Origin of the sequence: Neisseria sp. HMSC066H01, from assembly GCF_001837375.1 — a bacterium.
Lineage (GTDB): Bacteria > Pseudomonadota > Gammaproteobacteria > Burkholderiales > Neisseriaceae > Neisseria.
On the sequence record NZ_KV832195.1, the window covers coordinates 251943 to 275483 of the forward strand.

General features: G+C 51.9%; 18 protein-coding genes. 10 read left to right on the forward strand and 8 right to left on the reverse strand.

The window, feature by feature from the left end:
* Positions 1–25: 25 nt before the first annotated feature.
* The 3 genes from HMPREF2551_RS08080 to HMPREF2551_RS08090 form a co-directional block, all read right to left on the reverse strand.
* Positions 26–1276, reverse strand: a complete 1251-nt coding sequence (locus tag HMPREF2551_RS08080) for a glutamate-5-semialdehyde dehydrogenase (RefSeq protein WP_070838331.1) — start codon at positions 1274–1276, stop codon at positions 26–28.
* Between the two features lie 9 nt (positions 1277–1285).
* Positions 1286–2089, reverse strand: coding sequence for a glutamate 5-kinase (gene proB / locus HMPREF2551_RS08085; protein WP_070838333.1), 804 nt, complete (start codon positions 2087–2089; stop codon positions 1286–1288).
* A 264-nt stretch (positions 2090–2353) separates the two neighbouring features.
* Complete coding sequence (locus HMPREF2551_RS08090; protein ID WP_070838335.1) at positions 2354–3139, reverse strand: inositol monophosphatase family protein; 786 nt, start codon at positions 3137–3139, stop codon at positions 2354–2356.
* 175 nt (positions 3140–3314) lie between these two features.
* On the opposite strand from HMPREF2551_RS08090, the gene HMPREF2551_RS08095 reads away from it, so the two are divergent.
* The 6 genes from HMPREF2551_RS08095 to HMPREF2551_RS08120 all read left to right on the forward strand — a co-directional run bounded on the left by HMPREF2551_RS08095 (position 3315) and on the right by HMPREF2551_RS08120 (position 11438).
* Positions 3315–4130: an RNA methyltransferase gene (locus tag HMPREF2551_RS08095; protein WP_049329264.1), complete on the forward strand. Its 816-nt coding sequence runs from the start codon at positions 3315–3317 to the stop codon at positions 4128–4130.
* A gap of 39 nt (positions 4131–4169) precedes the next feature.
* Complete coding sequence (locus HMPREF2551_RS08100) at positions 4170–5039, forward strand: DUF1853 family protein (protein ID WP_070838337.1); 870 nt, start codon at positions 4170–4172, stop codon at positions 5037–5039.
* Positions 5040–5075: 36 nt separating this feature from the next.
* Positions 5076–6335 carry an RsmB/NOP family class I SAM-dependent RNA methyltransferase gene (locus HMPREF2551_RS08105; RefSeq protein ID WP_070838339.1) on the forward strand — a complete coding sequence of 420 codons (1260 nt, stop codon included), beginning with the start codon at positions 5076–5078 and terminating at the stop codon, positions 6333–6335.
* A gap of 303 nt (positions 6336–6638) precedes the next feature.
* Positions 6639–7868 (forward strand): TolC family protein, encoded by a 1230-nt coding sequence (locus HMPREF2551_RS08110; protein ID WP_070838669.1) that lies wholly within the window; start codon positions 6639–6641, stop codon positions 7866–7868.
* A gap of 43 nt (positions 7869–7911) precedes the next feature.
* Positions 7912–10119, forward strand: coding sequence for a type I secretion system permease/ATPase (locus HMPREF2551_RS08115; RefSeq protein ID WP_070838341.1), 2208 nt, complete (start codon positions 7912–7914; stop codon positions 10117–10119).
* Positions 10120–10208: 89 nt separating this feature from the next.
* Entirely contained in the window at positions 10209–11438 is a 1230-nt protein-coding gene (locus HMPREF2551_RS08120; protein WP_070838343.1) for an HlyD family type I secretion periplasmic adaptor subunit, read from the forward strand.
* An 84-nt stretch (positions 11439–11522) separates the two neighbouring features.
* On the opposite strand, the gene prfH is transcribed toward HMPREF2551_RS08120, so the two are convergent.
* The 3 genes from prfH to pheA all read right to left on the reverse strand — a co-directional run bounded on the left by prfH (position 11523) and on the right by pheA (position 14783).
* Positions 11523–12161, reverse strand: a complete 639-nt coding sequence (gene prfH / locus HMPREF2551_RS08125) for a peptide chain release factor H (protein ID WP_070838345.1) — start codon at positions 12159–12161, stop codon at positions 11523–11525.
* A gap of 2 nt (positions 12162–12163) precedes the next feature.
* Complete coding sequence (locus HMPREF2551_RS08130; RefSeq protein ID WP_070838347.1) at positions 12164–13297, reverse strand: RNA ligase RtcB family protein; 1134 nt, start codon at positions 13295–13297, stop codon at positions 12164–12166.
* A 397-nt stretch (positions 13298–13694) separates the two neighbouring features.
* Positions 13695–14783, reverse strand: a complete 1089-nt coding sequence (gene pheA / locus HMPREF2551_RS08135; protein WP_003746022.1) for a prephenate dehydratase — start codon at positions 14781–14783, stop codon at positions 13695–13697.
* Positions 14784–14954: 171 nt separating this feature from the next.
* Between pheA and tsaE the strand changes: the two genes are divergently transcribed.
* Together tsaE and HMPREF2551_RS08145 are read left to right on the forward strand one after the other, a co-directional pair.
* Positions 14955–15425, forward strand: a complete 471-nt coding sequence (gene tsaE / locus HMPREF2551_RS08140) for a tRNA (adenosine(37)-N6)-threonylcarbamoyltransferase complex ATPase subunit type 1 TsaE (protein ID WP_070823947.1) — start codon at positions 14955–14957, stop codon at positions 15423–15425.
* On the forward strand, positions 15413–16660 hold the full coding sequence (locus HMPREF2551_RS08145) for an N-acetylmuramoyl-L-alanine amidase (RefSeq protein ID WP_070838349.1): 1248 nt from the start codon (positions 15413–15415) through the stop codon (positions 16658–16660). Before tsaE ends, HMPREF2551_RS08145 begins: the two co-directional genes overlap by 13 nt.
* Positions 16661–16827: 167 nt before the next feature.
* On the opposite strand, the gene HMPREF2551_RS10380 is transcribed toward HMPREF2551_RS08145, so the two are convergent.
* Together HMPREF2551_RS10380 and HMPREF2551_RS08155 are read right to left on the reverse strand one after the other, a co-directional pair.
* Positions 16828–17286: a hypothetical protein gene (locus HMPREF2551_RS10380; RefSeq protein WP_070607785.1), complete on the reverse strand. Its 459-nt coding sequence runs from the start codon at positions 17284–17286 to the stop codon at positions 16828–16830.
* 1 nt (position 17287) lies between these two features.
* Positions 17288–17899, reverse strand: coding sequence for a DUF4230 domain-containing protein (locus tag HMPREF2551_RS08155; RefSeq protein ID WP_083323123.1), 612 nt, complete (start codon positions 17897–17899; stop codon positions 17288–17290).
* A 186-nt stretch (positions 17900–18085) separates the two neighbouring features.
* Here HMPREF2551_RS08155 and ribBA point away from each other — a divergent pair, with 186 nt between their 5' ends.
* Positions 18086–19429, forward strand: a complete 1344-nt coding sequence (ribBA, locus tag HMPREF2551_RS08160) for a bifunctional 3,4-dihydroxy-2-butanone-4-phosphate synthase/GTP cyclohydrolase II (RefSeq protein WP_210400288.1) — start codon at positions 18086–18088, stop codon at positions 19427–19429.
* Between the two features lie 254 nt (positions 19430–19683).
* Positions 19684–23307 (forward strand): TonB-dependent receptor TdfG, encoded by a 3624-nt coding sequence (gene tdfG / locus HMPREF2551_RS08165; RefSeq protein WP_070838354.1) that lies wholly within the window; start codon positions 19684–19686, stop codon positions 23305–23307.
* Positions 23308–23541 lie beyond the last annotated feature (234 nt).

The window sequence follows — 23541 nt, forward strand, 5'->3', positions numbered from 1 at the left end:
ATTGATGGAATTTAGGGGGCGTTTCTCAACGTCGGATCTGACCGTTGCCGTTGATATAGAATTTGGTCGAAGTCAGCGCTTCCAAACCCATCGGGCCGCGGGCGTGCATTTTTTGGGTGGAAATACCGATTTCCGCACCCAATCCGAACACAAAGCCGTCGGTAAACCGAGTGGACGCATTGACATAAACCGCCGCCGCATCAATGCTTTCTTGGAAAAACTCGGCATGGGCAATACTTTGGGTCACAATCGCTTCCGAGTGATGCGTTGTATGGCCGTTAATCCAATCGACGGCTTCTTCCACCGATTTTACCGTTTTGACCGACATAATATAGTCAAGAAACTCGGTACTGTAATCTTCCTCGGTTGCCAAAACAGCATTTTTAAACATACGCAATGCTTCCTGATCGGCTCTAAATTCGACCGGATGCACTTTGGCAACTGCTTCTTCCAGTTTGGGCAAAAACGCTTCCGCTATCTTTTCGTGGACAACCAAAGACTCCGCAGCATTACACACGCTCGGACGCTGCGTTTTGGCGTTCACGACGATATCAACCGCCATCTCCAAATCGGCACTGTCATCCACATAAATATGGCAATTGCCGACTCCGGTTTCAATGACGGGGACTTTCGATTTCTCTTTCACCGTCTGAATCAAGCGCGCGCCGCCGCGCGGAATCAGTACATCAATATAATCAACTGCCTGCATCAATTCCTCGGCAGCAGCATGACTGGTATCTTCGACCAGTTGCACCACATCGGCATCTATTCCCGCTTGTACCAAAGTCTGCCTGATGACGGCAATCAATGCGGTATTGGAATGGATGGCATCGCGACCGCCGCGCAAAATAATGGCATTGCCGGTTTTAAAGGCCAGAGAGAACGCATCGACCGAAACATTGGGGCGGCTTTCAAAAATCATGGCAACCACACCCAAAGGCACGCGTTTTTGAACAATCTTCAAACCGTCCAGATTGGTATAGCCGCGGACAACCTGCCCAATCGGGTCCTGCAAATCGGCAACCTGCCCAACGCCTTCCGCAATGCCTTTGATGCGTTCGTGATTCAAGCGCAGCCTGTCGAGCATAATGTCCGAAATGCCGTTTTCTTTTGCAGCGGCCAAATCGCGGGCATTTTCTGCCAAAATCATCTCAGCCTGTTCAACCAACGCCGTTGCGACCTGACGCAGCAGATTGTTTTTTTCCAAGCTTCCCAAGCTGATTAACGTTTTACTGGCTTTTTGGGCATTCTTGCCCAACTGTTCAATATAGCTCATCCAACCTCCCTATTTCTCTTGTGCAAACCACGTTCCGATAGGCGCGCCATCTAAAACCTGAAGAATATCGCGCGGATTGGCGCTGTTCATCAACACCATCTGGCCGTGATGTTCAAACATCATCTGCGCGCTCTTAATCTTACTGAACATGCCGCCCGTACCAAACTTACTGCCCGAGCCGCCGGCAGAAGCAATAATTTCTTCGGTAATATCGGCCACATGGCTGCGCAGCTTGGCATCGGCGTGAACGGCCGGATTTTTATCAAACAAACCGTCAATATCGGACAACATAATCAGCAAATCGGCTTTAACGATTTTCGCCACGACTGCCGACAAACGGTCGTTATCGCCGAACTTGGTCGCATGGTCCATCTCGTCCACGCTGACCGCATCGTTTTCATTGACAATAGGAATAACACCGATGGAAAGCAGGGATTCAAAAGCATTGGTAACATTTGCCAAACTTTCCGGATATTCGACCACATCGCGCGTCAGCAGGATTTGCGATACCGTCATCCGATAATGGGAAAAAATCTGCGAGTAAAGGCTCATCATGGCCACTTGGCCGACGCTGGAAACAGCCTGCTGCTGCGCCATTTCCGCCGGACGTTTTTCCATGTTAAGGACATTCAGCCCGAAGCCCATCGCGCCGGAAGACACCAGCACAATTTCTTTGCCCTTACCGGCCAAGCTGGAAATGACAAAGGCCAGTTGGTCGATTTTTGCCAAATTGATTTTGCCGTTTGGCAACACCAAAGAGCTGGTTCCAATCTTAATGACAATGCGTTTTACTGCTTCAAAATCTCGTTTCATTATTCTCCTCTGCTTTCTATTTTTATGATTGTACGCGGCATTATTTCAGCCAAACGTATCTACATCATAACTGCGAAGCAATAGAAAATACAGACAAAATTAAAAAGTGCCTCCTTCAAAAGCCATATTTCCAGCTTTTACACGAATCTGTTAACAATAAAACAAAAGGCCGTCTGAAACCCTATTTCAGGTTTCAGACGGCCTTTTACCGATTATTGAAACTTTAGCCTGCAAAGATAAATACAGACTGTTCCCTACAAACGTTTATTGATGGTCGGAAATAATTTTCAACATTTGCGCCAATACTTTAGGATTGGCTGCAACGATGTCGCCGCTTTCCAACCAGCCTTCATTGCCGGACATATCGGTAACGATACCGCCTGCTTCTTGGACAATCAATGCACCGGCGGCAATATCCCAAGGTTTGAGGTTGAACTCGAAGAAACCGTCCAAACGGCCAGCCGCAACGGCACACAAATCCAAAGAAGCCGCGCCTTCACGACGGCCGCCGGCGGTTTTGGCCAAGAAATCTTTCAAAATTGCCAGATACTTGTCCATCATGCTTTGATCGACAACGGGGAAGCCGGTACCGATCAGGCAGCGGTTCAATTCGATGCGGTTGGAAACGCGGATGCGGCGGTCGTTGAGCAACGCGCCTTTGCCGCGAGAAGCCATATATACGTCGTTGCGCTCAGGTGCGTACACCAAAGCTTCTTGCAACACGCCTTTGTGCAGGAGTGCCATAGAGATGGCATATTGGGGATGGCCGTGGAGGAAGTTGGTTGTGCCGTCGAGCGGGTCGATAATCCATTCGTACTCGGCGGTGGCTTTACCGTGGGAGCCGCCTTCTTCGCAAGTGATTTTGTGATGCGGATAGGCTTCTTTGAGCGCTTCCACTAAAATTATTTCGGAGCTGCGGTCAACATCGGAAACGAAGTCGTTGAATGCTTTGCTGTCTACTTTGACGGCATCCAGATTGCCGGCGGCGCGAATCATCATTTGCCCTGCTTTACGGGCGGCTTTAAAAGCGGTATTTAAAAACGGATTCATGGTTTTCTTCCTAATTCAGGTAAAATACGCCCTAATGCGCCGAACATGGCACACAAGAGGCTGTTAATCGTTTCCGATGCTGTTAAAGAACATTTCAGACGGCATGGAAAAAGGCCGTCTGAAAACAAAAAGATGGCGCATTATACCTGATTCCCGTACAAACAGAAAACAAAACATGACTTCCGAAAAACCCGCCCTGCCCGCTTATCTGGACAACATCCGCATCATCCTCACGCGCACCAGCCATCCTTCCAATATCGGCTCCGCCGCGCGCGCCATGAAAACGATGGGCCTGCACAAACTGACCATCGTCGCCCCGAATCTGATGGCAACGCCGATGACGGAAAATCCGCCCGTGTTCGACCCGGAGCGTCCGCAATCGTTTAAATTACCGGAAGAAAGTTTCATCCTCGCTTCCGGCGCGGCAGACGTTTTGGAAAATGCCACCATTGCCGCCTCTTTGGACGAAGCCCTTGCCGACACCACCATCGCCTGCGCCCTGACCAGCCGCCGCCGCGAAATTACCGCACCGCTGCAAACCCCGCGCGAGTTAGTACCCGAATTACTGCAGGCTGCCAACCGCGGCGAGAAAGTGGCGCTAGTCTTCGGCAACGAAACTTTCGGTTTGAGCATCGAAGAAGTCCAAGCCTGCAACCGACTGATGACCATCAACGGCAATCCCGACTATTTCTCGCTCAACCTCGCCCAAGCCGTGCAGGTTGTGTGCTACGAAATCTTCAGCCAAACCGATTCGCCCATGACCCATCTTCAACAGGAAGACCACGCCGCGACCCATGAGCAAATCAAAGGCATGGTCGCCCACATGGAAAGCGTGATGAACGACATCGGCTTTTTTAACCGCCGCAACGGCGAACGCCTGATGCGCCGTATGCAGAGCCTGTTCGGACGCGCCAACACGCAAACCGAAGACATCGACATCCTGCGCGGTTTTTTCAATACCGTCAGCCACCGTATCCATAAAAAAGACTGATTAAGGCCGTCTGAAAACATTATAAGCTTTTCAGACGGCATGACTGATATTCGGATAAGCATGAATTACGCCCTAGACGCATTATGGTGGAAACTCACCAGCCAACCCGTCCGCGACCTCGCCTCGCTGCTGACTGCGCCGCCTTTGTGGCAAAGCGGTTGCGAATTGAGCGTGCGCGAACTATTGGGGGAACACGGTTTCCGTTACCTTTTGGCATTGGACGCCGATCCCGCGCCGTTGAAGGATTACCTCGCCCAACGCGCCCCATTCGAACACCGTCTCGGCATTTACGCCGAAGAACTGTTGGCTTTTTGGTTTGCCAACGCGCCGCACGCCAAACTGCACGCATACAATCTGCCCGTTTTTTCAGACGGCCAAACTTTAGGCGCCGCAGATTTCGTCGTTTCCCTCAACCAACAGCCCTACCATATCGAGCTGGCGTGTAAATACTACGGCGGAGACCAAGTGCAAAACCTGCGCGGCCTCAATCCTAAAGATATGCTGACGGACAAAGCCGCCAAATTGGTGCAGCAATCCCAGCTGCTGCATACGCCGCAAGGCAAAGCGACCTTAACCGCACAAGACCTTCCTGAAAATCCGCTCCCTGCTTCCATCGTGCGCGGCATTGGATTTTTTCCACAAGGTTTCCATGCTTTTGAGCCGCCACTTAATCCATACGGCTGGCGCGGCGTCTATATTCAAGACTGGGCGGAATACGGGTTTGAACACCAAGAAGCGCGCTACCACCTGCTCGACCGCATGGCCTATCTCGCCCCTGCGCGTGTTGCCGAAACCGAAGCATTGAACGCAACCGAAATCCGCCGTATCGACCAAGGCTTGATTGCCGTTTTAGAATTACGGCCGGACGGCTTTTGGCACGAAATTGAACGCATTATGAAGGCCATCTGAAACCCTTTACTAACTTTAAGAGAAACCCATTACATCATGAACGCCGCACAACTCGACCACACCGCCAAAGTTTTGGCTGAAATGCTGACTTTCAAACAGCCTTCCGATGCCGTCCTCTCCGCCTACTTCCGCGAACACAAAAAGCTCGGCCGCCAAGACCGCCACGAAATCGCCGAAACCGCCTTTGCCGCGCTGCGCCACTATCAAAAAATCAGCACCGCCCTGCGCCGCCCTCACGCGCAGCCGCGTAAAGCCGCTCTCGCCGCACTGGTTCTCGGCAGAAGCACCAACATCAGCCAAATCAAAGACCTGCTTGATGAAGAAGAAACAGAGTTCCTCGGCAATTTGAAAGCCCGCAAAACCGAGTTTTCAGACGGCCTGAATACCGCCGCAGAATTGCCGCAATGGCTGGTGGAACAACTGCAACAGCATTGGAGCGAAGAAGAAATCCTCGCTTTCGGCCGCAGTATCAACCAACCTGCCCCGCTCGACATCCGCGTCAATACCTTGAAAGGCAAACGAGATAAAATATTGCCATTGTTGCAGGCTGAAAGTGCCGATGCAGAGGCAACCCCTTATTCGCCTTGGGGCATCCGCCTGAAAAACAAAATCGCGCTTAACAAACATGAGTTGTTTTTGGACGGCACACTGGAAGTCCAAGACGAAGGCAGCCAGCTGCTTGCCTTATTGGTGGGCGCAAAACGCGGCGAAATCATTGTCGATTTCTGTGCCGGCGCCGGCGGTAAAACCTTGGCTGTCGGCGCGCAAATGGCCAATAAAGGCAGAATCTACGCCTTCGACATCGCCGAAAAACGCCTTGCCAACCTCAAACCGCGCATGACCCGCGCCGGACTGACCAACATCCACCCCGAACGCATCAGCAGCGAACACGATACCCGTATCGCCCGACTGGCAGGCAAAGCCGACCGTGTGTTGGTGGACGCGCCCTGCTCCGGTTTGGGTACTTTACGCCGCAATCCCGACCTCAAATACCGCCAATCCGCCGAGACCGTGGCCAACCTTTTGGAACAGCAACACAGCATCCTCGATGCCGCCTCCAAACTGGTGAAACCGCAAGGCCGCTTGGTGTACGCCACCTGCAGCGTGTTGCCGGAAGAAAACGAGCAGCAGGTCGAACGTTTCCTGTCCGAACATCCCGAGTTTGAACTCGTCAACTGCGCCGAACTGCTGCAAAGTCTGAAGGTCGATTTGGATACCGGCAAATACCTGCGCCTCAACTCCGGAGAACACCAAACCGACGGCTTCTTTGCCGCTGTATTGCAACGTAAGGATTAAGGTTGAAAAAGGCCGTCTGAATTCCTTTCAGACGGCCTTATCGATAGATTTCTTACATTAAAACCATAAATTACGATAGTCGCGCTTTGCAATAATATACTTTGAGGCCTGTATCTCGACCTTTTATCAGAATATTGTGAAAAGCCAGAAAAAATGCTTTATGCTTTGTAAATGTATGTGTTCTCGTTCAAAATTCGCCCGGCCATGCCTCAAGTGATACCCGATACGGACAACGATAATATATAAATCATTTGGTTAAAAATCATGTCGCATATTTATTCTTCCCCCACAAAGCCCCGTTTATTGTCATCGGCCGTTGCCGTCGCCTGCTGTCTTCTCCCGTTTCAGACGGCCTCTGCATACAGCCTGCAAGACATACTCAGGGATGCTTTAATCAGCGACCCGATTGTGCGTGAAGCCAAGGCCACCCAAGAAGCGGCGCAAAGCACGACCAAAGCCACGCGTGCGCGCCATTACCCCGTTGTTACCCTGACCGGCACGAAAGTGCTGGCGCAACACAATAAATACACCAGCAACGATATGGAAGACGGCGTCGGCGTACGCGGCAGCCTGAACATCTATTCATGGGGCGCGATTGAAGCCGCCGTCCGCCGCGACCGCAGCCGCGAAGAATACTATCAACACAAATACACCGAAAGCCAAGAGCAGCTGGGAAGCGATATCGGCCGCCTCTATCTGAGCGCATTGCGTGCAAAAGAAACCCTGATTCTTAACGAGCAGACTTTGGCGCGCCACAACAACCTCTTAAAAGACTTAAATACCATCGTCAAATATGATGCCGGCCGCCGTTCCGAGTTGATTGAAGCGCGCGCGCGCCAATTACAAGTGGCCAACATCATTGCCCAACAACGCCGCACCATGGATTTGGCGCTGAGCCGCCTGTCCCGCTACACCTCGCGCCAACTGACTGCTGCTGATTTGGAAGATCCGTTTAAAAACGACACGGCAAAATCCATCAGCGAACGCTTCAGCAGCCCCAATCGCAACAATAATCCGTCCTATCAGGCGCAGTTGGCCGAGCGCGACAGCGTCCGTGCCGACTTGGACGCCTCCAAAGCCGAACGGCTGCCTGCCCTCAATTTGGAAGGCAGTGCAACGCGCAACACCAAACAGCTTTATTTAAATGTTGCATGGAATGTGCTAGATATTGCCGCACGACACAATGTAGAGCGCAATGCCAAATCATTGATTGCCGCAGAAGCCAAGTCCGAACAAATCCTGCGCGACATGAACGAACGCGTCCAAACGTCGGCCATCGATATGCAGGAAAGTGAGCAGCGTGCCGCACTGACCGCGCAACACATCGCCGCCCAAAAAGAAGTCATCAAAGTGTACGAATTGCAGTTTAAAATCGCCCGACGTACGCTGACCGACGTTTTGAGCGCATACAGCGAGTTATCCTCCATCGAACAGGATTACGTTGCCGCCCGCAACGATTTCCGCGATGCGGCGCTCGACTATTTAAATACCCAGGCCAAAATCTCCGCCTGGGTCGGTTTGGCGCAAAAATAAAGCCATATCCGCCGGTTAAACCAAAAACATTACGCGAAAAAATATGAAAGCCATCATTGAACACATCGTTTTAGTGACCCGTCTTTTGGGTGCGCCCGTATCCGAAGCCGCTTTGTCCGCCGAAGTCGTGCGCGACAAAAAGCTCAAGGTCAACTATCACTCGCTGGTCGAAGTCCTGCGCAGCCACGGCTTTGAAAACACCTTGTCCAAACGCAATCTGGAAGACATTCCCTCGCTCGCCGTGCCGGTCATGATTATCCTGCACAACGAAGAGGCCGCGGTCGTCACCAAAATCGAAGGCTCCGGCCAAGAGCGCAAATACCATATCCGCCAGGTTGACGGTTTGGAACAGGAACTCAGCCACGAGCAGCTTTCCGGTCTGTATTTGGGCTACTGCTGGTTTATCAAACCCAAAATGGCTACCGATATGCGCTCGGAGTTGCCTGAATACCATTTGCCCAAAGCATGGTTTTGGAAAGTTATTTGGCGTTTCCGCAGCTACTACTACCAAGTCATTTTGGCTACCATCATCATCAACTTCCTTGCGCTTGTCAGCTCCCTGTATGTGATGAACGTGTACGACCGCGTGATTCCCAACCAAGCCTATGAAACTTTGTGGGTATTGAGTATCGGCGTGGTCTTGGCGATTTTGTTTGAGTTTGCCGCCAAGATGATTCGCGGCCACTTAACCGATATTGCCGGTAAAAAAGCCGACTTAATCATCAGCTCCGCTTTATTCCGCCGCGTGATGGCATTGCGTCTGGCAGACCGTCCCGCTTCTTCCGGTTCATACGCCAGCAACCTGCGCGAATTTGAAGCTGTGCGCGAGTTCATGACCAGTGCCAGCTTGTTAACCATCGTCGACTTGCCTTTCCTGTTGCTGTTTATCTTCGTGATTTCCATGGTCGGCGGCAAACTGGCGCTTGTTCCCCTGACCATCATTCCAATTGTCGTGATTGTCGGTTTTGTCGTACAACGCCCGCTCTCGCGCCACATCAACGAATCGATGAAAGAAGGTTCGCAACGCTCCGGCCTTGCCGTTGAAGCCATCGAAGGCATCGAAACCCTGAAAACCAACAACGCCACATCTTGGGCGCAACAACGCTGGGACGAATACACCGCCAAAACTTCCGCTTCCTCCATCAAAGTCAAAGACACCAGCAACTTCATGGTCAACTTCGCCGTCGCCATGCAGCAGCTCAATACCGTCTTCTTGGTCGTCGTCGGCACCTATCTGATTCATGCCGACAACCATGCGGAACGCATCACCATGGGTGCATTGATTGCCTCCGTGATTCTGTCCGGCCGCGCTTTGGCGCCGTTGGCACAAATCGCCGGTTTGGCCACCCGCTTCCAGCAGGCCAAACTTGCCCTCAAAGGCGTAAACGACATCGTTACCCGCCCTATCGAGCGCAATCCGGAACGCAAATACATTACTTTGGACAACGTTCAAGGCAATATTACCTTTGAAAACGTATCGTTCAAATATCAAGCCGACAACAACAGCGCCGTCGAAGATTTGCGCCTGACCATCAAACCGGGTGAAAAAGTCGGTATTTTGGGCCGTATCGGCAGCGGTAAAAGTACCATGCTCAAACTGGCCAGCGGTCTGTACGATACCGAAAAAGGCAACGTTACCCTTGACGGCGTCGATATGCGCCAGCTTGACCCCAACTTCCTGCGCGACCAAGTCCTACTGCTGAGCCAATCGCCACGCCTGTTCCTCGGTACATTGCGCGAAAACATGGACTTAGCGCGTACCGGCAGCTACTCTACCGACCAAGACCTGCTGATTGCGCTCAACCGCTTCGGCCTCGACAAAATCATCCGCAACCATCCGCGCGGTTTGGATATGCCTTTGGGTGAAGACGGCTTGGGCTTGTCCGGCGGCCAAAAACAAATCATCGCCCTGGCGCGCATGACCTTGCGCAATCCGAAAGTCGTCCTGCTGGACGAGCCAACCACCAGCCTGGACCAAGCTACTGAACGCATGGCGCTCAATGCCATCGCCCAATGGGGTCGCAACCGCACCATGCTTTTGGTGACCCACCGTCCGCAAGTGCTGCAAATCGTCAACCGCATCATTGTCATGGACAATGGTAAAGTCGTAATGGACGGCCCGCGTGACCTGGTATTGCAAAAACTCATGCAAAACGAACAGGCCAAAGCAGCCAACGTGAAACAACAGCAACAAGCTGTCAACGCCAAACAGCAACAACAAGCCGCCGCCCCTCAATCGGCAGCACAATAAAGCAAAAGGCCGTCTGAAAACCTACTTACCCTTTCAGACGGCCTGCCCTAATGGTTAAAATCCACCAAACACAATAAAGACACACGATTATGAGCCGCGAAAACAACGTCAAATCCAAAGACCTACACCTCATTAACGACCTCAATGCCGCCCTTCAAAAAGAAAAACACAGCGGTCAATTTTGGGTCATCATCCTTTTCTTCATTTTCCTGGTTGTCTTCGTCGTCTGGGCATACAACAGCCCGGTCGAAGAAGTGACCCGCGGCAACGGCAATATCATTCCCAGCAGCCGTGAGCAAGTGATTCAAAGCCTCGACCCCGGCATCGTAACCGAAATCATGGTTAAAGAAGGCGATATGGTCGAGAAAGATCAGATTCTGATGAAACTCGACGACACGCGCAGCTCTGCTGTTTTGCGTGAAAGCGAAGCCAAAGTCGAAAACCTCGAAGCCACTGTTGCCCGCTTGAAAGCCGAAGCCTACGGCACCAAGCTCTCCTTCCCTGACAGCGTGGGTCCCGAGCTTCGCCGTCGCGAAATCGCCGCCTACAAAGCACGCCGTCAAGCCATGACCGACGCCGTCAGCGGCCTTTCCCAAAGCAAGGCTGCGCTTGACCGCGAAATCGCCATTACCGCCCCCATGGTTGCTGAAGGCGTGGTTTCCGAAGTCGAACTCTTAAGAATGCGCCGTGAGTCTGCCGACTTGGCCACCCAAATTTCCGAGCGCCGCAACCGCTACAAAGCTGATGCCAACAACGAACTTTTGCAAGCCGAATCCGAGCTGGCGCAATCCAAAGAAAACGTTGCCATGCGCGCAGACCCGGTTGAACGCTCGCAAATCCGCGCCCCTATGCGCGGCATCGTCAAAGGCATAAAAGTCACCACCATCGGCGGCGTTGTGAACGCAGGCGAAGACATTATGCAAATCGTCCCGGTTGACGACAAACTGCTGGTCGAAGCCTATATCCGTCCGCAAGACATTGCCTTTATCCGCGCAGGCCAACCTGCATTGGTTAAAGTCAGCGCATACGACTACTCCATCTACGGCGGTTTGGAAGGCAAAGTTACCCTCGTCGGTGCCGATACCGTCAGCAATTCCATGCAAAACCGTGCCAACGACTTGAAACTTGACCCGAACCAAGTCTATTACCGCGTTCTCGTCCAAACCGAAAACAATTCCCTGAAAGACAAAAACGGCAAACCTATGCCGATTATTCCGGGCATGGTGGCAACGGTGGACATCAAAACTGGTGAAAAAACCATCTTCCAATACCTGATCAAACCGATTACGCGCATGAAACAAGCGTTAAGCGAACGCTAATCGATAAACCAATAAAAGGCCGTCTGAAAATTTTCAGACGGCCTTGGATTTATGTTTTAAATACCTCCTTATCCGGCAGGCAAATTACTTTTCCTTAAAAGCAGTACCGACAAACGTTCTTTTCGGATTGCCGCGCTCAACTTGATAGAGTTGCGCGTGTTGCTCCTGCACAAAACTTCCAGCCTGTCCGGCATGATGCTCCGCCAGCTTTTGCGCCAATAACATTACCGCCAATTTTTTATTGGCATGCTGGCTGCGTTCGCTCTCGACCCGCACGGAAATGCCGCTTTCTTTATGGGTAGCGCGGACGGCACTCTCGGTTTTATTGACATGCTGACCGCCTTTACCGCCCGAACGGCAGGTTTGAAACTCGATTCCGTTTTCAGACGGCATTTCATACGTCTGCGGCATATCGGGCAAGCGGAAAACGCCTATATACCAATTTTTGCGCGGATGTTTCGGGCGGATGGGGCTGTGGCATACCCATTGGAGCGTCCCCTGCCAAGTTTGCGCTAGGCTTTCGGCTTTTTGCCCTGCCAACTTGAGCGTCGCCGACAAAATGCCGTGCTTATCGGCAGTTTCGTTAACGAGCTCAGCATCAATGCCTTTTGCTTGGGCTTCGGCAAGCAGCTTGCCCAAGACGAAACGGGCAAATATACGGCACTCCGCCGGCCCTTGCGCGGTGGAAATTTGCAGATAAACCGTTGGTGTATTCTGTTTCATCTTTACGCTCCACACTCGCCGCCTGTTTTATAAGTCAAAACAGGTTTAAACCGCGCGACCAATTCAATCAAACCTGCGTTTTTCATGGCGGCAATAACGCTGTCGATACTTTTATAAGCCTGCGGCGCTTCTTCAAAAATCAAGGCCTTATCCTGACAAACGACTACGCTGCCAAATTCGGTCTGGCGCAGGCTGTCGGCAGTGTATTTGTGCGACAGCCTGCCTTTGCATTCGCCGCGCTGCCACTTCCGACCTGCGCCGTGAGCCAAGGTATTCAACGAAATTTGGCAATCTTCGGCAGGTCGGACCAGATAGCTGTAATCGCCGCGCGAACCGGGTATCATGACCAAGCCTTTATCGGTGGGCGCTGCGCCTTTTCGGTGCAGCCAACCGGTTGTGCCTTCAATCTCGGTTTGTTCCAAAAAATTATGGTGAACATCAAGCAGGCATGTTCCTTCTGCGCGCCAACGGTCGAACATTCTGACCGCAATCAAACGACGGTTAAGGCTGGCAAATTCAAGGGCTGTTTGGTGTTCGACAAGATAGGCCGCCGCCGCTTCGCCCTCTTCCGCCAAACCTTGATGCCCGAAGGCGGCAATATGGCGTTGCAAAATCTGCTGGCCCAAGCCGCGCGAACCGCTATGCACCAACAGTTGCAAATGGTTTTCATCAAAATCGGGCGGAAGCAAATCGGTGCGATAAACGGTGTCAACGGTTTGCAACTCGGCAAAATGGTTGCCGCCGCCAATCGTACCGACGGCAAGGCCGTCTGAAAATTGGCGCATATCGACAGCGTAGCCTAATAAATCGACCTGTTCGTCTTTATCCAATGGCGTATCGATGTTACCGAGCTGTTTGGCGAGTTTGGCTGGTTTGAGTTTGGCTGCGCGTAAATCGGTCTGCCAAAACGCCATGCCGCAACCGATATCGTTCCCAATCAGGGCAGGATAAAAATGACGGTCGCTGAAAAATGCCGCGCCAACCGGATAACCGCGCCCTGCGTGTAAATCCGGCATTCCGGCAACGCGCAACATATGCGGTAATCGGGCGGTGGTTTCCAGCTGTACGACAGCGTTGCCTTCAATCCATGTATTTGAATCGGCAATAATTTGAATATGATGGGGATAATTGCCCATGTGTTTATGCTTTCTTTAAAACGGATAGAAACCGTCAGCAGATGACAATAAATATCCACCGTCTGCGAAATGTTCAGACGGCCTGGTTTCTAGCCGATAATCGTAGGGAAAGCAGCCCGAAGCGGGCGACATGGAATGCGAAAAGCGTTATCCGAAAATCAGACCGACGCTTGGGCTGCAAAGAATGTGATTGAGCGGATTGAAGTATTGCTTGTCATGACTTGCTCCTTTCTTTGCATGAAAATATTAAAAACGTTCGGATTATAGAGGGTTCATTTCCAATCATGCAAACTTACTGACATCAATCTGCCAATAATGTTGTATAAATGGCAGTTATTGAGAACATGATTTAGGCCGTCTGAAAACTTTTCAGACGGCCTTTGATACCCAATAATCCTTACAAAACAACGGTCGGATAAGAGCCGACAACTTTCACGAAGGAAGCGCGTTCGCCCAAAAGCTGCAAGGCTTTTTGGACATTTTCATCGCTTTGGTGGCCTTCGATGTCGATGAAGAACAGGTATTCCCACAAAACCGATTTGCTTGGGCGGCTTTCAAATTTGGTCATGGAAATGCCTAATTCGGTAAAAGGTTGCAGCAAAGCAGTAACGGCACCGGCACGGTTGGGTGCGGAGACAACCAAAGAAGTTTTGTCGTTGCCGCTGCGGCCTGTGTCTTGATGGCCCATCACCAAGAAGCGCGTGGTGTTGTTCGGTTCGTCTTCGATACACTCGGCGGCAAAGCTCAACTGATAAATTTCCGCCGCGATACGTCCGGCAATGGCGGCCACATTCGGGCTGTCAGATTCGGCAACCAAACGCGCCGCTTCGGCATTGCTGGCTACGGCGATACGCTCGGCATTGGGCAGGTTGCGGCCGAGCCAGTCGTTGCATTGCGCCAAGGCTTGGGCATGGGCGAAAACTTTGGTAATGCCGCCGATTTCGTGGCTGTCTTTACGCAGCAGGTTGTGATGAATGCGGACAACCACTTCGCCGCAGGCTTTTAAAGCAGTTACAGCCAGCAAGTCCAAAGTACGACCCACCGAACCTTCTGTCGAGTTTTCCACAGGCGCCACCAAATAATCGGCTTGGCGCGTTTCAACTTGTTTGAAGCAGTTGTCGATGGTGGTACACGCCATGGTGTGTGCGGCGTGTCCGAAATGTTTGATGGCAGCTTGCTGGGTAAATGTCCCCTTCGGGCCCAAATAGGCAATCGTCAACGGACGCTCTACCGCCAAACATTCGCTCATAATCTCGCGAAACAGCCGGGTGACCGATTCATCCGGCAAAGGGCCGCGGTTCAAATCCTGAATCCGGCGCAAAACGGCCACTTCCCGTTCAGGACGGTACACCGCGCCTGTCCCTTTCAATTCGCCGATAGCATGCGCATGACCGGCGCGCTCGTTGAGCAAACGGAGGATTTCCGCATCGATGCTGTCGATGGCATTGCGGTGTGGCAATAATTGTTCGTCTATGGATAAAGGCATAAGCTGTCTCGCAATTTTATGGGGGATATTTTGATTTTAACATTAAAGGCCGTCTGAATTCCGTTTTCAGACGGCCTCAACACTATCTTTATCTAACTTTATCGTCTATCAGGTTTGCAAACGCCGCCAATTCCATCATAATTAAGCCTTTTGAACGACAAGGCCTATTCCATGCACTCAAACGGACTGTACACCCGTTTTCTGCCCGATGAAGAAGCAACCCTGAAACTGGGTGAAGAATGGGGCAAACAGCTTTCCGCTCCGCTGACCATCTATCTTGAAGGCGGGCTGGGTGCAGGCAAAACCACGCTGACACGCGGGATTTTGCGCGGACTGGGGCATACGGGAGCAGTCAAAAGCCCGACTTACACCATTGTCGAATCTTATCCGCTGGATACATTCACCCTCCACCATTTCGACCTCTACCGCTTTACCATGCCCGAGGAATGGGAAGATGCCGGTTTGGACGAATTGTTTGCGCCCGACAGCATCTGCCTCATCGAATGGCCGCAGCAAGGTGGGGAATTCACGCCTCCGGCAGACATTACCATTACATTGACGTACACCGATAAGGGCAGAACCTGCACCTTTTCCGCCCACACAAACCAAGGCCGAAAAAGTTTAGAATCATGGTCAAATTAACTAGAAGACACATTCTCCGTCAAGGCACAGGACTGTTTCTCACCCTCACGCCCGTTGGTGCCGCATTGGCCAAACCGGCCTCTCCTGCGCAATTCCTTGCCGTCCGCATTTGGCCGGCGAATGCCTACACACGCATTACCCTTGAGAGCAACCACTCAATGAAATACCAACATTTTATGTTGGACAACCCCAGCCGGTTGGTCGTGGATATTCAAGGCGCGGAAATCAACAGCGTCCTGCAAGGCATTTCCAGCAAAGTGCTGTCTAACGACCCTTTTATCCGCAGCATTCGCGCCGGTCAAAATACGCCTAATACCGTGCGTATCGTCATCGACCTCAAACAAAGCACCCATCCGCAAGTCTTTGCGCTCGCCCCCGTCGGCAACTTCAGAAACCGCTTGGTTATCGACCTCTATCCGCACGGCGCAGATGCCAACGACCCGATGATGGCCTTGCTCAACGGCAATATCCCAAAACAACGTCCGAATACCAATATCGCATACGACACCCCTGCCCCTAAAAGCAATCGCGGCAGCGGCGGCAACCGCCGCCCTGTGATTATGATCGACCCCGGGCATGGCGGCGAAGACCCCGGCGCAATCGGCCCGAGCGGCCTCAAAGAGAAAAACGTCGTACTCTCCATTGCACGCGAAACCAAAAAACGCCTCGAAGCCTTGGGTTACAACGTATTCATGACGCGCAACGAAGACATCTTTATCCCATTGGGCGTACGCGTTGCCAAAGGCCGTGCGCGCAATGCCGACGTATTCGTATCCATCCACGCCGATGCCTTTACCAGCCCGTCCGCTCGCGGTACCGGCGTATATATGCTCAATACCAAAGGCGCAACCAGCTCGGCGGCAAAATTCCTTGCCCAAACCCAAAACAACGCCGACGCCATCGGCGGCGTACAATCCAGCGGCAACCGCAACGTCGACAACACGATTTTGGACATGACCCAAACCGCAACCCTGCGCGACAGCCGCAAGCTCGGCCATTCCGTCTTGACAGAATTGGGCAAACTCAACCAACTGCACAAAGGCCGCGTTGACGAAGCCAACTTTGCCGTCCTCCGCGCGCCGGATATTCCGTCCATTTTGGTGGAAACCGCCTTCCTCTCCAACCCTACCGAAGAGCGGCTGCTTGGCAGCGAATCCTTCCGCCAGCAATGCGCCCAAGCCATTGCCACCGGTATTCAAAAATACATCAATACCGCCGTTTTACGACGCGGTTAAATGGCTTGATGAAACAAAGGCCGTCTGAAAATTTTTCAGACGGCCTTATCTTTTCAAGCAATCTATTGGCATGAACAATACAGCAAAATGGGAGAATGGCGGCAAAATAACAATTGAGCCAAACCCTGTCAATCTTTGCTATTACATGTTCTACACTCATATGCGTGCTATTTATTGTTGGTACCTGATTTACCAAATGCCGGCTGTAATTGATCAGCAAGATCGTCTTCAATTAATTGCAGCACATCAGCGGGAAGTGTATCAGCATATTGATGAATCGTTATTTTATATTGGCCTTGATACCATTGATTTAAATGCAATGCATAGGTACTTTTATGCCCGAAGCCCAAATGCTGTGCCAATCTATTCCGAATACTGTGGCGTGAAGACCCTACGTATAGAACCTGACTTGGGCGATTTAATTTTGCGCAGGCATGTGTTTTAAGTAAGCGAAAATTTTGAAATTGCTGAAAAGTTGTATTAATGTCGCCTTCAATCTGTTGGATAACATAAATAAAGCATCCATGACTGGGCAATTGTTCCAACGTTGTAAATTCAAAGGTACGGTCAGGTACAAGCTTTTTTGCTTGTATACAATGTTCAATCAATCGGTCAAGATAACGCATATTAACCGCACTTCCCTACTGCAGCCGGATAGACAGATACCTTCGTCTGCGTCAATGCAAACAGGTTTTCCAATTGCGTTTGCGCCTGACGATTGGCATGTTCCAAAATCTCAGCCTTACACGCGCTTTGCAATACCTGCCGTCTCGCCTCCTCCTGCACCGTCTTGAATACAGACTTATCCATAGGCAGCAAATTAAACGAGCCGGTCTGAATATCGTACACTTCGATATTTTCCAAATCCACGCTCAAGATTTCCACCGCTGGCAGGCTGATCAATACCTTGTCGTCCACAATATTGACATTGTCCGCGCTCAACTTGTCCAAATCCAAACCAGCCAACACCTTACCGCGCACAATAAAAATACCGCTTTGCGAATCCTGCCATAGCCTGCGCCAATCCCCTTTTTTCTCCGTACGGATAATCGTATCGATATAAAATGCCGTACTTTCCAAGCGGTTCATCTGCTTAATCTGCATCAAAACCCCCTCACGGGACAAAACCTGATGTTCTTCGTTCTGACCATGCAGGGCATAAAACCAGCCGCCTGCAGCCGTCAGCACACACAACACCAGCACGGTCAATCCGCGCCCAAACATTTTCATTTCAAACATCCCCCGTTAAAATAATCATCAAAACATTCCCCATATTCTCCCAAAACCGTCAATTTCAAGCCATGCCCAGGCCGTCTGAAACATTAAAACTTATTACCAAAAAGTAATAAAAAATCTCAATAAACAAAGTTTGCCTTTTGGTAAAGACAAGACTACAATCCATTACACACAATTCAATTTCATCTCATCATGAATACCACCGACCTGCGCCGCCACAACCTGCGGCAATGGATAACACAACACCACAACGGCCAGCAGACCAAGTTTGCACAAGCCATCGCCATCAACCAAGGCGAGCTGTCCGCCCTGCTGAAAAACAAATCTTTCGGCGAGAAAAAAGCCCGAAAAATCGAGCAGGCAGCCAATATGCCTGACATGTGGCTGGATCAAGACCACCAAGACCGCCACGCCCCCACCATCAGCCAAGAAAGAAATACCATGTCCCACATCTCCACCATCCCCGAAATCCTAGCAGACATCAAAGCCGGCAAAATGGTCATCATCACCGATGCCGAAGACCGCGAAAACGAAGGCGACTTGCTGATGGCCGCCCAATTCGTCACCCCCGAAGCCATCAACTTCATGATCAAAAACGCACGCGGCCTGGTCTGCCTGCCGATGGACGGCGAAATGGTCGAAAAACTCGGCCTGCCCATGATGACCCAGAAAAACGGCGCGCAATACGGCACCAACTTTACCGTCTCCATCGAAGCCGCCCACGGCATTACCACCGGCATTTCTGCCGCCGACCGCGCCCTGACCATTCAAACCGCCGTTTCTCCATCCGCCAAACCCGAAGACATCGTCCAGCCCGGCCACATCTTCCCATTGCGCGCCCAAAAAGGCGGCGTACTCGTCCGCGCAGGACACACAGAAGCCGGCGTTGACCTGGCACAAATGAACGGCCTGATTCCCGCCGCCGTCATCTGCGAAATCATCAACGACGACGGCACCATGGCGCGCATGCCCGAACTGATGAAATTCTCCGAAGAACACAATCTCAAAATCGGCACCATTACCGACCTCATCGAATACCGCAGCCGTACCGAAAGCCTGCTCGAAGACATGGGCAACGCACCCGTACAAACCCCGTGGGGCGAGTTCCAACAACACGTTTACGTCGACAAACTCTCCGGCGAAACCCACCTCGCCCTCGTCAAAGGCACACCTTCCGCCGACGAAGAAACCCTTGTCCGCGTCCACGAACCCTTCAGCGTCATGGACTTCATCCAAGCCAACCCGCGCCACTCATGGTCGCTGCCCAAAGCCCTTGAGCGCATCCAACAAGCCGAAAGCGGCGTAGTCATCCTCCTGCACCGTACCGAAGACGGCGCCACCCTGCTCGACCGCACCCTGCCCAAAGGCGCCAACCAAGCCTACAAATGGGACAGCAAAAGCTACGGCATAGGCGCACAAATCCTCGCCGGCCTCAACGTCAAAAAACTGCGCATCCTCGGCCAACCGTCATCCTTCACCGGCCTCACCGGCTTCGGCCTCGAAGTCGTCGGCTTTGAAGAAGCTGAAAAATAATCTTGCTTGATTGATTTTCAAAGCAAATGAAACAAAAGGCCGTCTGAAAGTTTTCAGACGGCCTTTTCATATCTCTATTTATCTGAATATGATCCAAACAAAATTATGATAAAAACGACTATTTATTAGATTATTTCAATAATGATAAGAATAATCAATTATGATATAGATATTAATAATATTTAAAAATTTTATATTTTTTATATAAAATAGTATCTTAACCTCTTATATTAAATTCTTAACAAAGAGAAACTATGTCTGCTTTTACTCCCAAACCCAAAATAATCATTCTCAGCCTTGCCAGCGCATTCAGCACCTTAACCGTTGCTAATGTCATCGAAACCTCAGCTCAACCCGAACAATACCAAGAATTGGATACCGTTGTTGTCAGTGGCAAACGTACCAACGACCAAAAAGGCGCAGACGACGTATATTACAAAAACGTCTCCAACGCCTATGTCGGCAAAGAATACCTCGAACGCTACCGCGTCCAATCCGCCGGCGACGTGCTCAAAGGCCTAAACGGCGTGTACAACATGAACACCCGCACCGCCGGCGGCGCGATTACGCCCAACATACGCGGCATCACCGGCAAAGGCCGCATCCCCGTAACGCTGGACGGCACGGAACAAACGGTCGATGTCTGGCTCAACAACTACGGCGTGGGCGACCGCAACTACCTCGACCCCGCCCTGTTCCGCAGCATAGCCGTGGAAAAAAGCCCCGCCCTCACGCGCGGCGTGAAATCGGGCGTCGGCGGCGCGATGTCTATCCGCACCATCGAACCTTCCGACATCATCCCCGAAGGGAGAAACTGGGGAATCGAAGTCAAAACCGAGTTTTCCGGCAACACCGTGGCGCAGAAAAACGACTTGCGCCCATTCTTAGGCCGCGACTACCGCACCCTCTCTCCCATAGGCGCGACGGCGGACGGCACACCGGGTATGGCGGACGTGCTGACCGGCTATATCGGCAAACCCTCCCCCACCGCCCTGTTGTTGGACGAAGGCATAGCCGACACGAAATTCTCGGGCGGCAAAAGCCACACCAACTTCAAAGACGACAGGCAGCTGATGCTGTCCGCCGCCTTTAAAACCGACATTACAGACGGCCTTGCCGCATACAGCCACCGTCAAAAGGGCAACTACTACGCGGGCAAACGCGGTTATCAGAGCTACCTCAACAACCCCATTTACGGTGCGGATGCCTGTTACGACCAGTATCCCGACAAATCGCAACGGGAAAAAGACATACTCTGCAAATCTTCCGCCAGCCTGGTGCCGAATATGGCCGTCCTGTTCAGGCCGGGCGAAGAAATCATGAACAGCCACACCGACACCAAAACCCTGCTGCTGAAAAACAACTGGTATCTGCCGGGCAATCAGAAAATCAGCCTGCAATATATGGACAACAAAATCGGCTTCGGTGAAATCAACCCCCTGATAACGGCATGGATACTCGGTTTCAGCGAACAATCCCTAAATGACCCCGCGCAGCAGGCACCAGGGATAGGGACGAAAATCGACAGTAAAACCTACAAAATCGGCTACGAATGGAAGCCGCAGGACAACAAGTGGATAGATTTTCAGGCCGATATGTGGCGGGTGAAGACCGACAGCAACCGCCATCAGAGCGGCGGCCCCGTCGTCGGCGTAACCACGCCCGACATGGACTACGACATCTGGTACTGGTGCAACATACGCAAACGGCAGTCTCCCGGTCTTAGAACGGAAAGCTGCGAAGACGCGATGACGTGGAACGCCTACGGTTCGGCACGAACCCATGAAGAAGTGCTGCGCATGATAGAAGACACGCCCGACAAAATCGCCCGCAGGCTGGCCCAGTACGATGAAAACAACCGTGCGATTACCGACCGCTGGATGGGGCATACGGGCGGCTACTACGCCATTACGCCCGCCGATAAAAATGTGATGACCGACCAAACCAACCAAATCGGTAAGATGATGAATCTAGCGGAGCTGAAGCAAAAGCTGAATCAGGAACGCTACTACATCGAACATCCTGACCGCATCATCATTCCCGGCGCACGGCAGCGTACCGACGTCGTCCGCAACGGCTTCAACCTCAGCAACCGCTTCCGCCTTTCCGACAAACTCAGCCTCACCCTTGCCGCCGACTACCAGCGCGAAACGCTGGAAGAACGCACCGACATCGCTAACAGCGCCGACCTGATGAACACGTTCGGCGTACTGACCCGCATGGCGGCCTTGGGCGGCCCGCAGTCGGCGAAAAAGCGCGAATGGGGCGCGAACCTGGTCTTCGACTGGAAACCGACTTCCCGCCTGAACATACAGGCAGGCGTGCGCTATCAGAACTTTAAAGGGCGCAATATCGAACTGGTGCGGCAGCGTGCCGCGCGCAACCCCTGGTATCAGTACGGCCTGGGTTCGGACAGTTATGTTACCGGCCTGATGATGCCTTATTACGAATTGGCGGATGAAGAAGATATTGCCAACCAGCGGCGGATGGAGCAGCTTTATGACCCTGATAGAATCGGGGGGCAGGTTGAAGAATATCAAAGGCTCAACCGCCGCTTTAAGGAAAAAAACGGCTACGACTACCATCCGGGCGATACATTCGTCGATAACACACGCTTCTACCAAAAAGTAGACGGCAGCCTGATTGAAAGCCATCAAGCGGATAAAAACAACGATGTACTCTATGTCCTGCGCCGTAAGCAGATTATTCCAATGGTTGCAGGCAAATTTGATCACGGCAAAGTGCAGATTACGCCGGAAATGTACCGCGAAAGGGTAAACAATCCGCAGGGAAAAAGCGGCAGCTATCGCCGTTATTATCCTGGTTCCCACATGGGATTTGGTTTTAATTCAGTAGAAGAAACAGCAGTCCGAATGGCCAATGAAAACCAAATTCCGTCAGCGACCAACAATGACTCTGTGCTGAAATATGGTGACCGTTACAATCGTACCGCTTGGATCCGGCATCAATTCGGCGAAGCCGACCGCTGGCGCATGCCGCAGGAACAGCGCGCGCATTCTTGGTCGCCCATGCTGTCGGTCAGCTACGATCTTGCCGACAACCACCGCCTCTTCGCCCGCTATGCCCGCATGAGCCGCTTCCCCAGCCTTTACGAACTGACCGCCGCCACCGGCAGCGGCGGTCTGTACGGCAGCGAGACCGTGGCCGAATACAGCCTGAAGCCGGAAAAAAGCACCAACTGGGAAGTCGGCTACAACTTCAATTTCGCCCCGCATTTCGCCAAGCTGCGCCAAGGCGATATCCGCCTCACCTACTACAGCAACAAAATCAAAAACCAAATCGACACCTCGAATATGGACGGCGGCATGATCCAATACGACAAGGCAATCAGCAAGGGGCTAGAACTGCAAAGCCGCCTCGACAGCGGCCGCTTCTTTGCCTCCTTCGGCGGCACTTACCGCTTGAAACATATGGTGTGCGACAAGGGCATCGCCTTCAAATTCGACTATTACCTGCAACGCGTACCCGAATGCCTTGAAGGCGGCTTCGGCCTCAGCCGCTTCTTCCAGTCCTTGCAGCCGAAATATTCGCTTACCCTCGATGTCGGCACGCGCTTCTTCAACGAAAAACTGGAATTGGGCATGCGCGCCATCCATCACAGCAAGGCGGAGCGGAAAAACTACGACAAGCTGATTGCCGACGGCGCAGGGCAGGTGTATGAGCGCAACGGCAAACCCTACGGCTGGCACGCCGCCACCCTGCTTGATGCCTATGCCCGCTACCGCATAGGGAAACATATAGACTTAAATTTCGGCGTGACCAACCTTGCCAACCGCTATTATCTAGACCCGATGTCCAGCACCCCGGTCCCCGGCCCGGGCAGGACAGTTACCTTCGGCATCAAGGGTAGGTTTTAAGGCTTGACTGTATCCTATGTAGCCGACGGGCAGGAATCTGCCCGTCGGCTACAACCTGTTACCGTTACTATAATTTTTGTATTTCTTAGATGATAATGCAATGATATTAAAAATAAAATATTAACAAATGCAATCCGCACTTTACATTTGATAATGAGTTTTAATTAGATTTATATTTTTATTTATATTAATATGCGCCCTATCGGTAACACCCGATACACCTTGCCGCTCGAG

Excerpts from the sequence above, each read along its gene's own strand:
- HMPREF2551_RS08080 (WP_070838331.1), bottom strand. The coding sequence starts at position 1,276 with ATGAGCTATATTGAACAGTTGGGCAAGAATGCCCAAAAAGCCAGTAAA.
- HMPREF2551_RS08095 (WP_049329264.1), top strand. The coding sequence starts at position 3,315 with ATGACTTCCGAAAAACCCGCCCTGCCCGCTTATCTGGACAACATCCGC.
- HMPREF2551_RS08105 (WP_070838339.1), top strand. The coding sequence starts at position 5,076 with ATGAACGCCGCACAACTCGACCACACCGCCAAAGTTTTGGCTGAAATG.
- HMPREF2551_RS08155 (WP_083323123.1), bottom strand. The coding sequence starts at position 17,899 with ATGTTTGAAATGAAAATGTTTGGGCGCGGATTGACCGTGCTGGTGTTG.
- pheA (WP_003746022.1), bottom strand. The coding sequence starts at position 14,783 with ATGCCTTTATCCATAGACGAACAATTATTGCCACACCGCAATGCCATC.
- HMPREF2551_RS10380 (WP_070607785.1), bottom strand. The coding sequence starts at position 17,286 with ATGCGTTATCTTGACCGATTGATTGAACATTGTATACAAGCAAAAAAG.
- tsaE (WP_070823947.1), top strand. The coding sequence starts at position 14,955 with ATGCACTCAAACGGACTGTACACCCGTTTTCTGCCCGATGAAGAAGCA.
- HMPREF2551_RS08090 (WP_070838335.1), bottom strand. The coding sequence starts at position 3,139 with ATGAATCCGTTTTTAAATACCGCTTTTAAAGCCGCCCGTAAAGCAGGG.
- HMPREF2551_RS08145 (WP_070838349.1), top strand. The coding sequence starts at position 15,413 with ATGGTCAAATTAACTAGAAGACACATTCTCCGTCAAGGCACAGGACTG.
- HMPREF2551_RS08115 (WP_070838341.1), top strand. The coding sequence starts at position 7,912 with ATGAAAGCCATCATTGAACACATCGTTTTAGTGACCCGTCTTTTGGGT.
- prfH (WP_070838345.1), bottom strand. The coding sequence starts at position 12,161 with ATGAAACAGAATACACCAACGGTTTATCTGCAAATTTCCACCGCGCAA.
- proB (WP_070838333.1), bottom strand. The coding sequence starts at position 2,089 with ATGAAACGAGATTTTGAAGCAGTAAAACGCATTGTCATTAAGATTGGA.
- tdfG (WP_070838354.1), top strand. The coding sequence starts at position 19,684 with ATGTCTGCTTTTACTCCCAAACCCAAAATAATCATTCTCAGCCTTGCC.
- HMPREF2551_RS08130 (WP_070838347.1), bottom strand. The coding sequence starts at position 13,297 with ATGGGCAATTATCCCCATCATATTCAAATTATTGCCGATTCAAATACA.
- HMPREF2551_RS08120 (WP_070838343.1), top strand. The coding sequence starts at position 10,209 with ATGAGCCGCGAAAACAACGTCAAATCCAAAGACCTACACCTCATTAAC.
- HMPREF2551_RS08100 (WP_070838337.1), top strand. The coding sequence starts at position 4,170 with ATGACTGATATTCGGATAAGCATGAATTACGCCCTAGACGCATTATGG.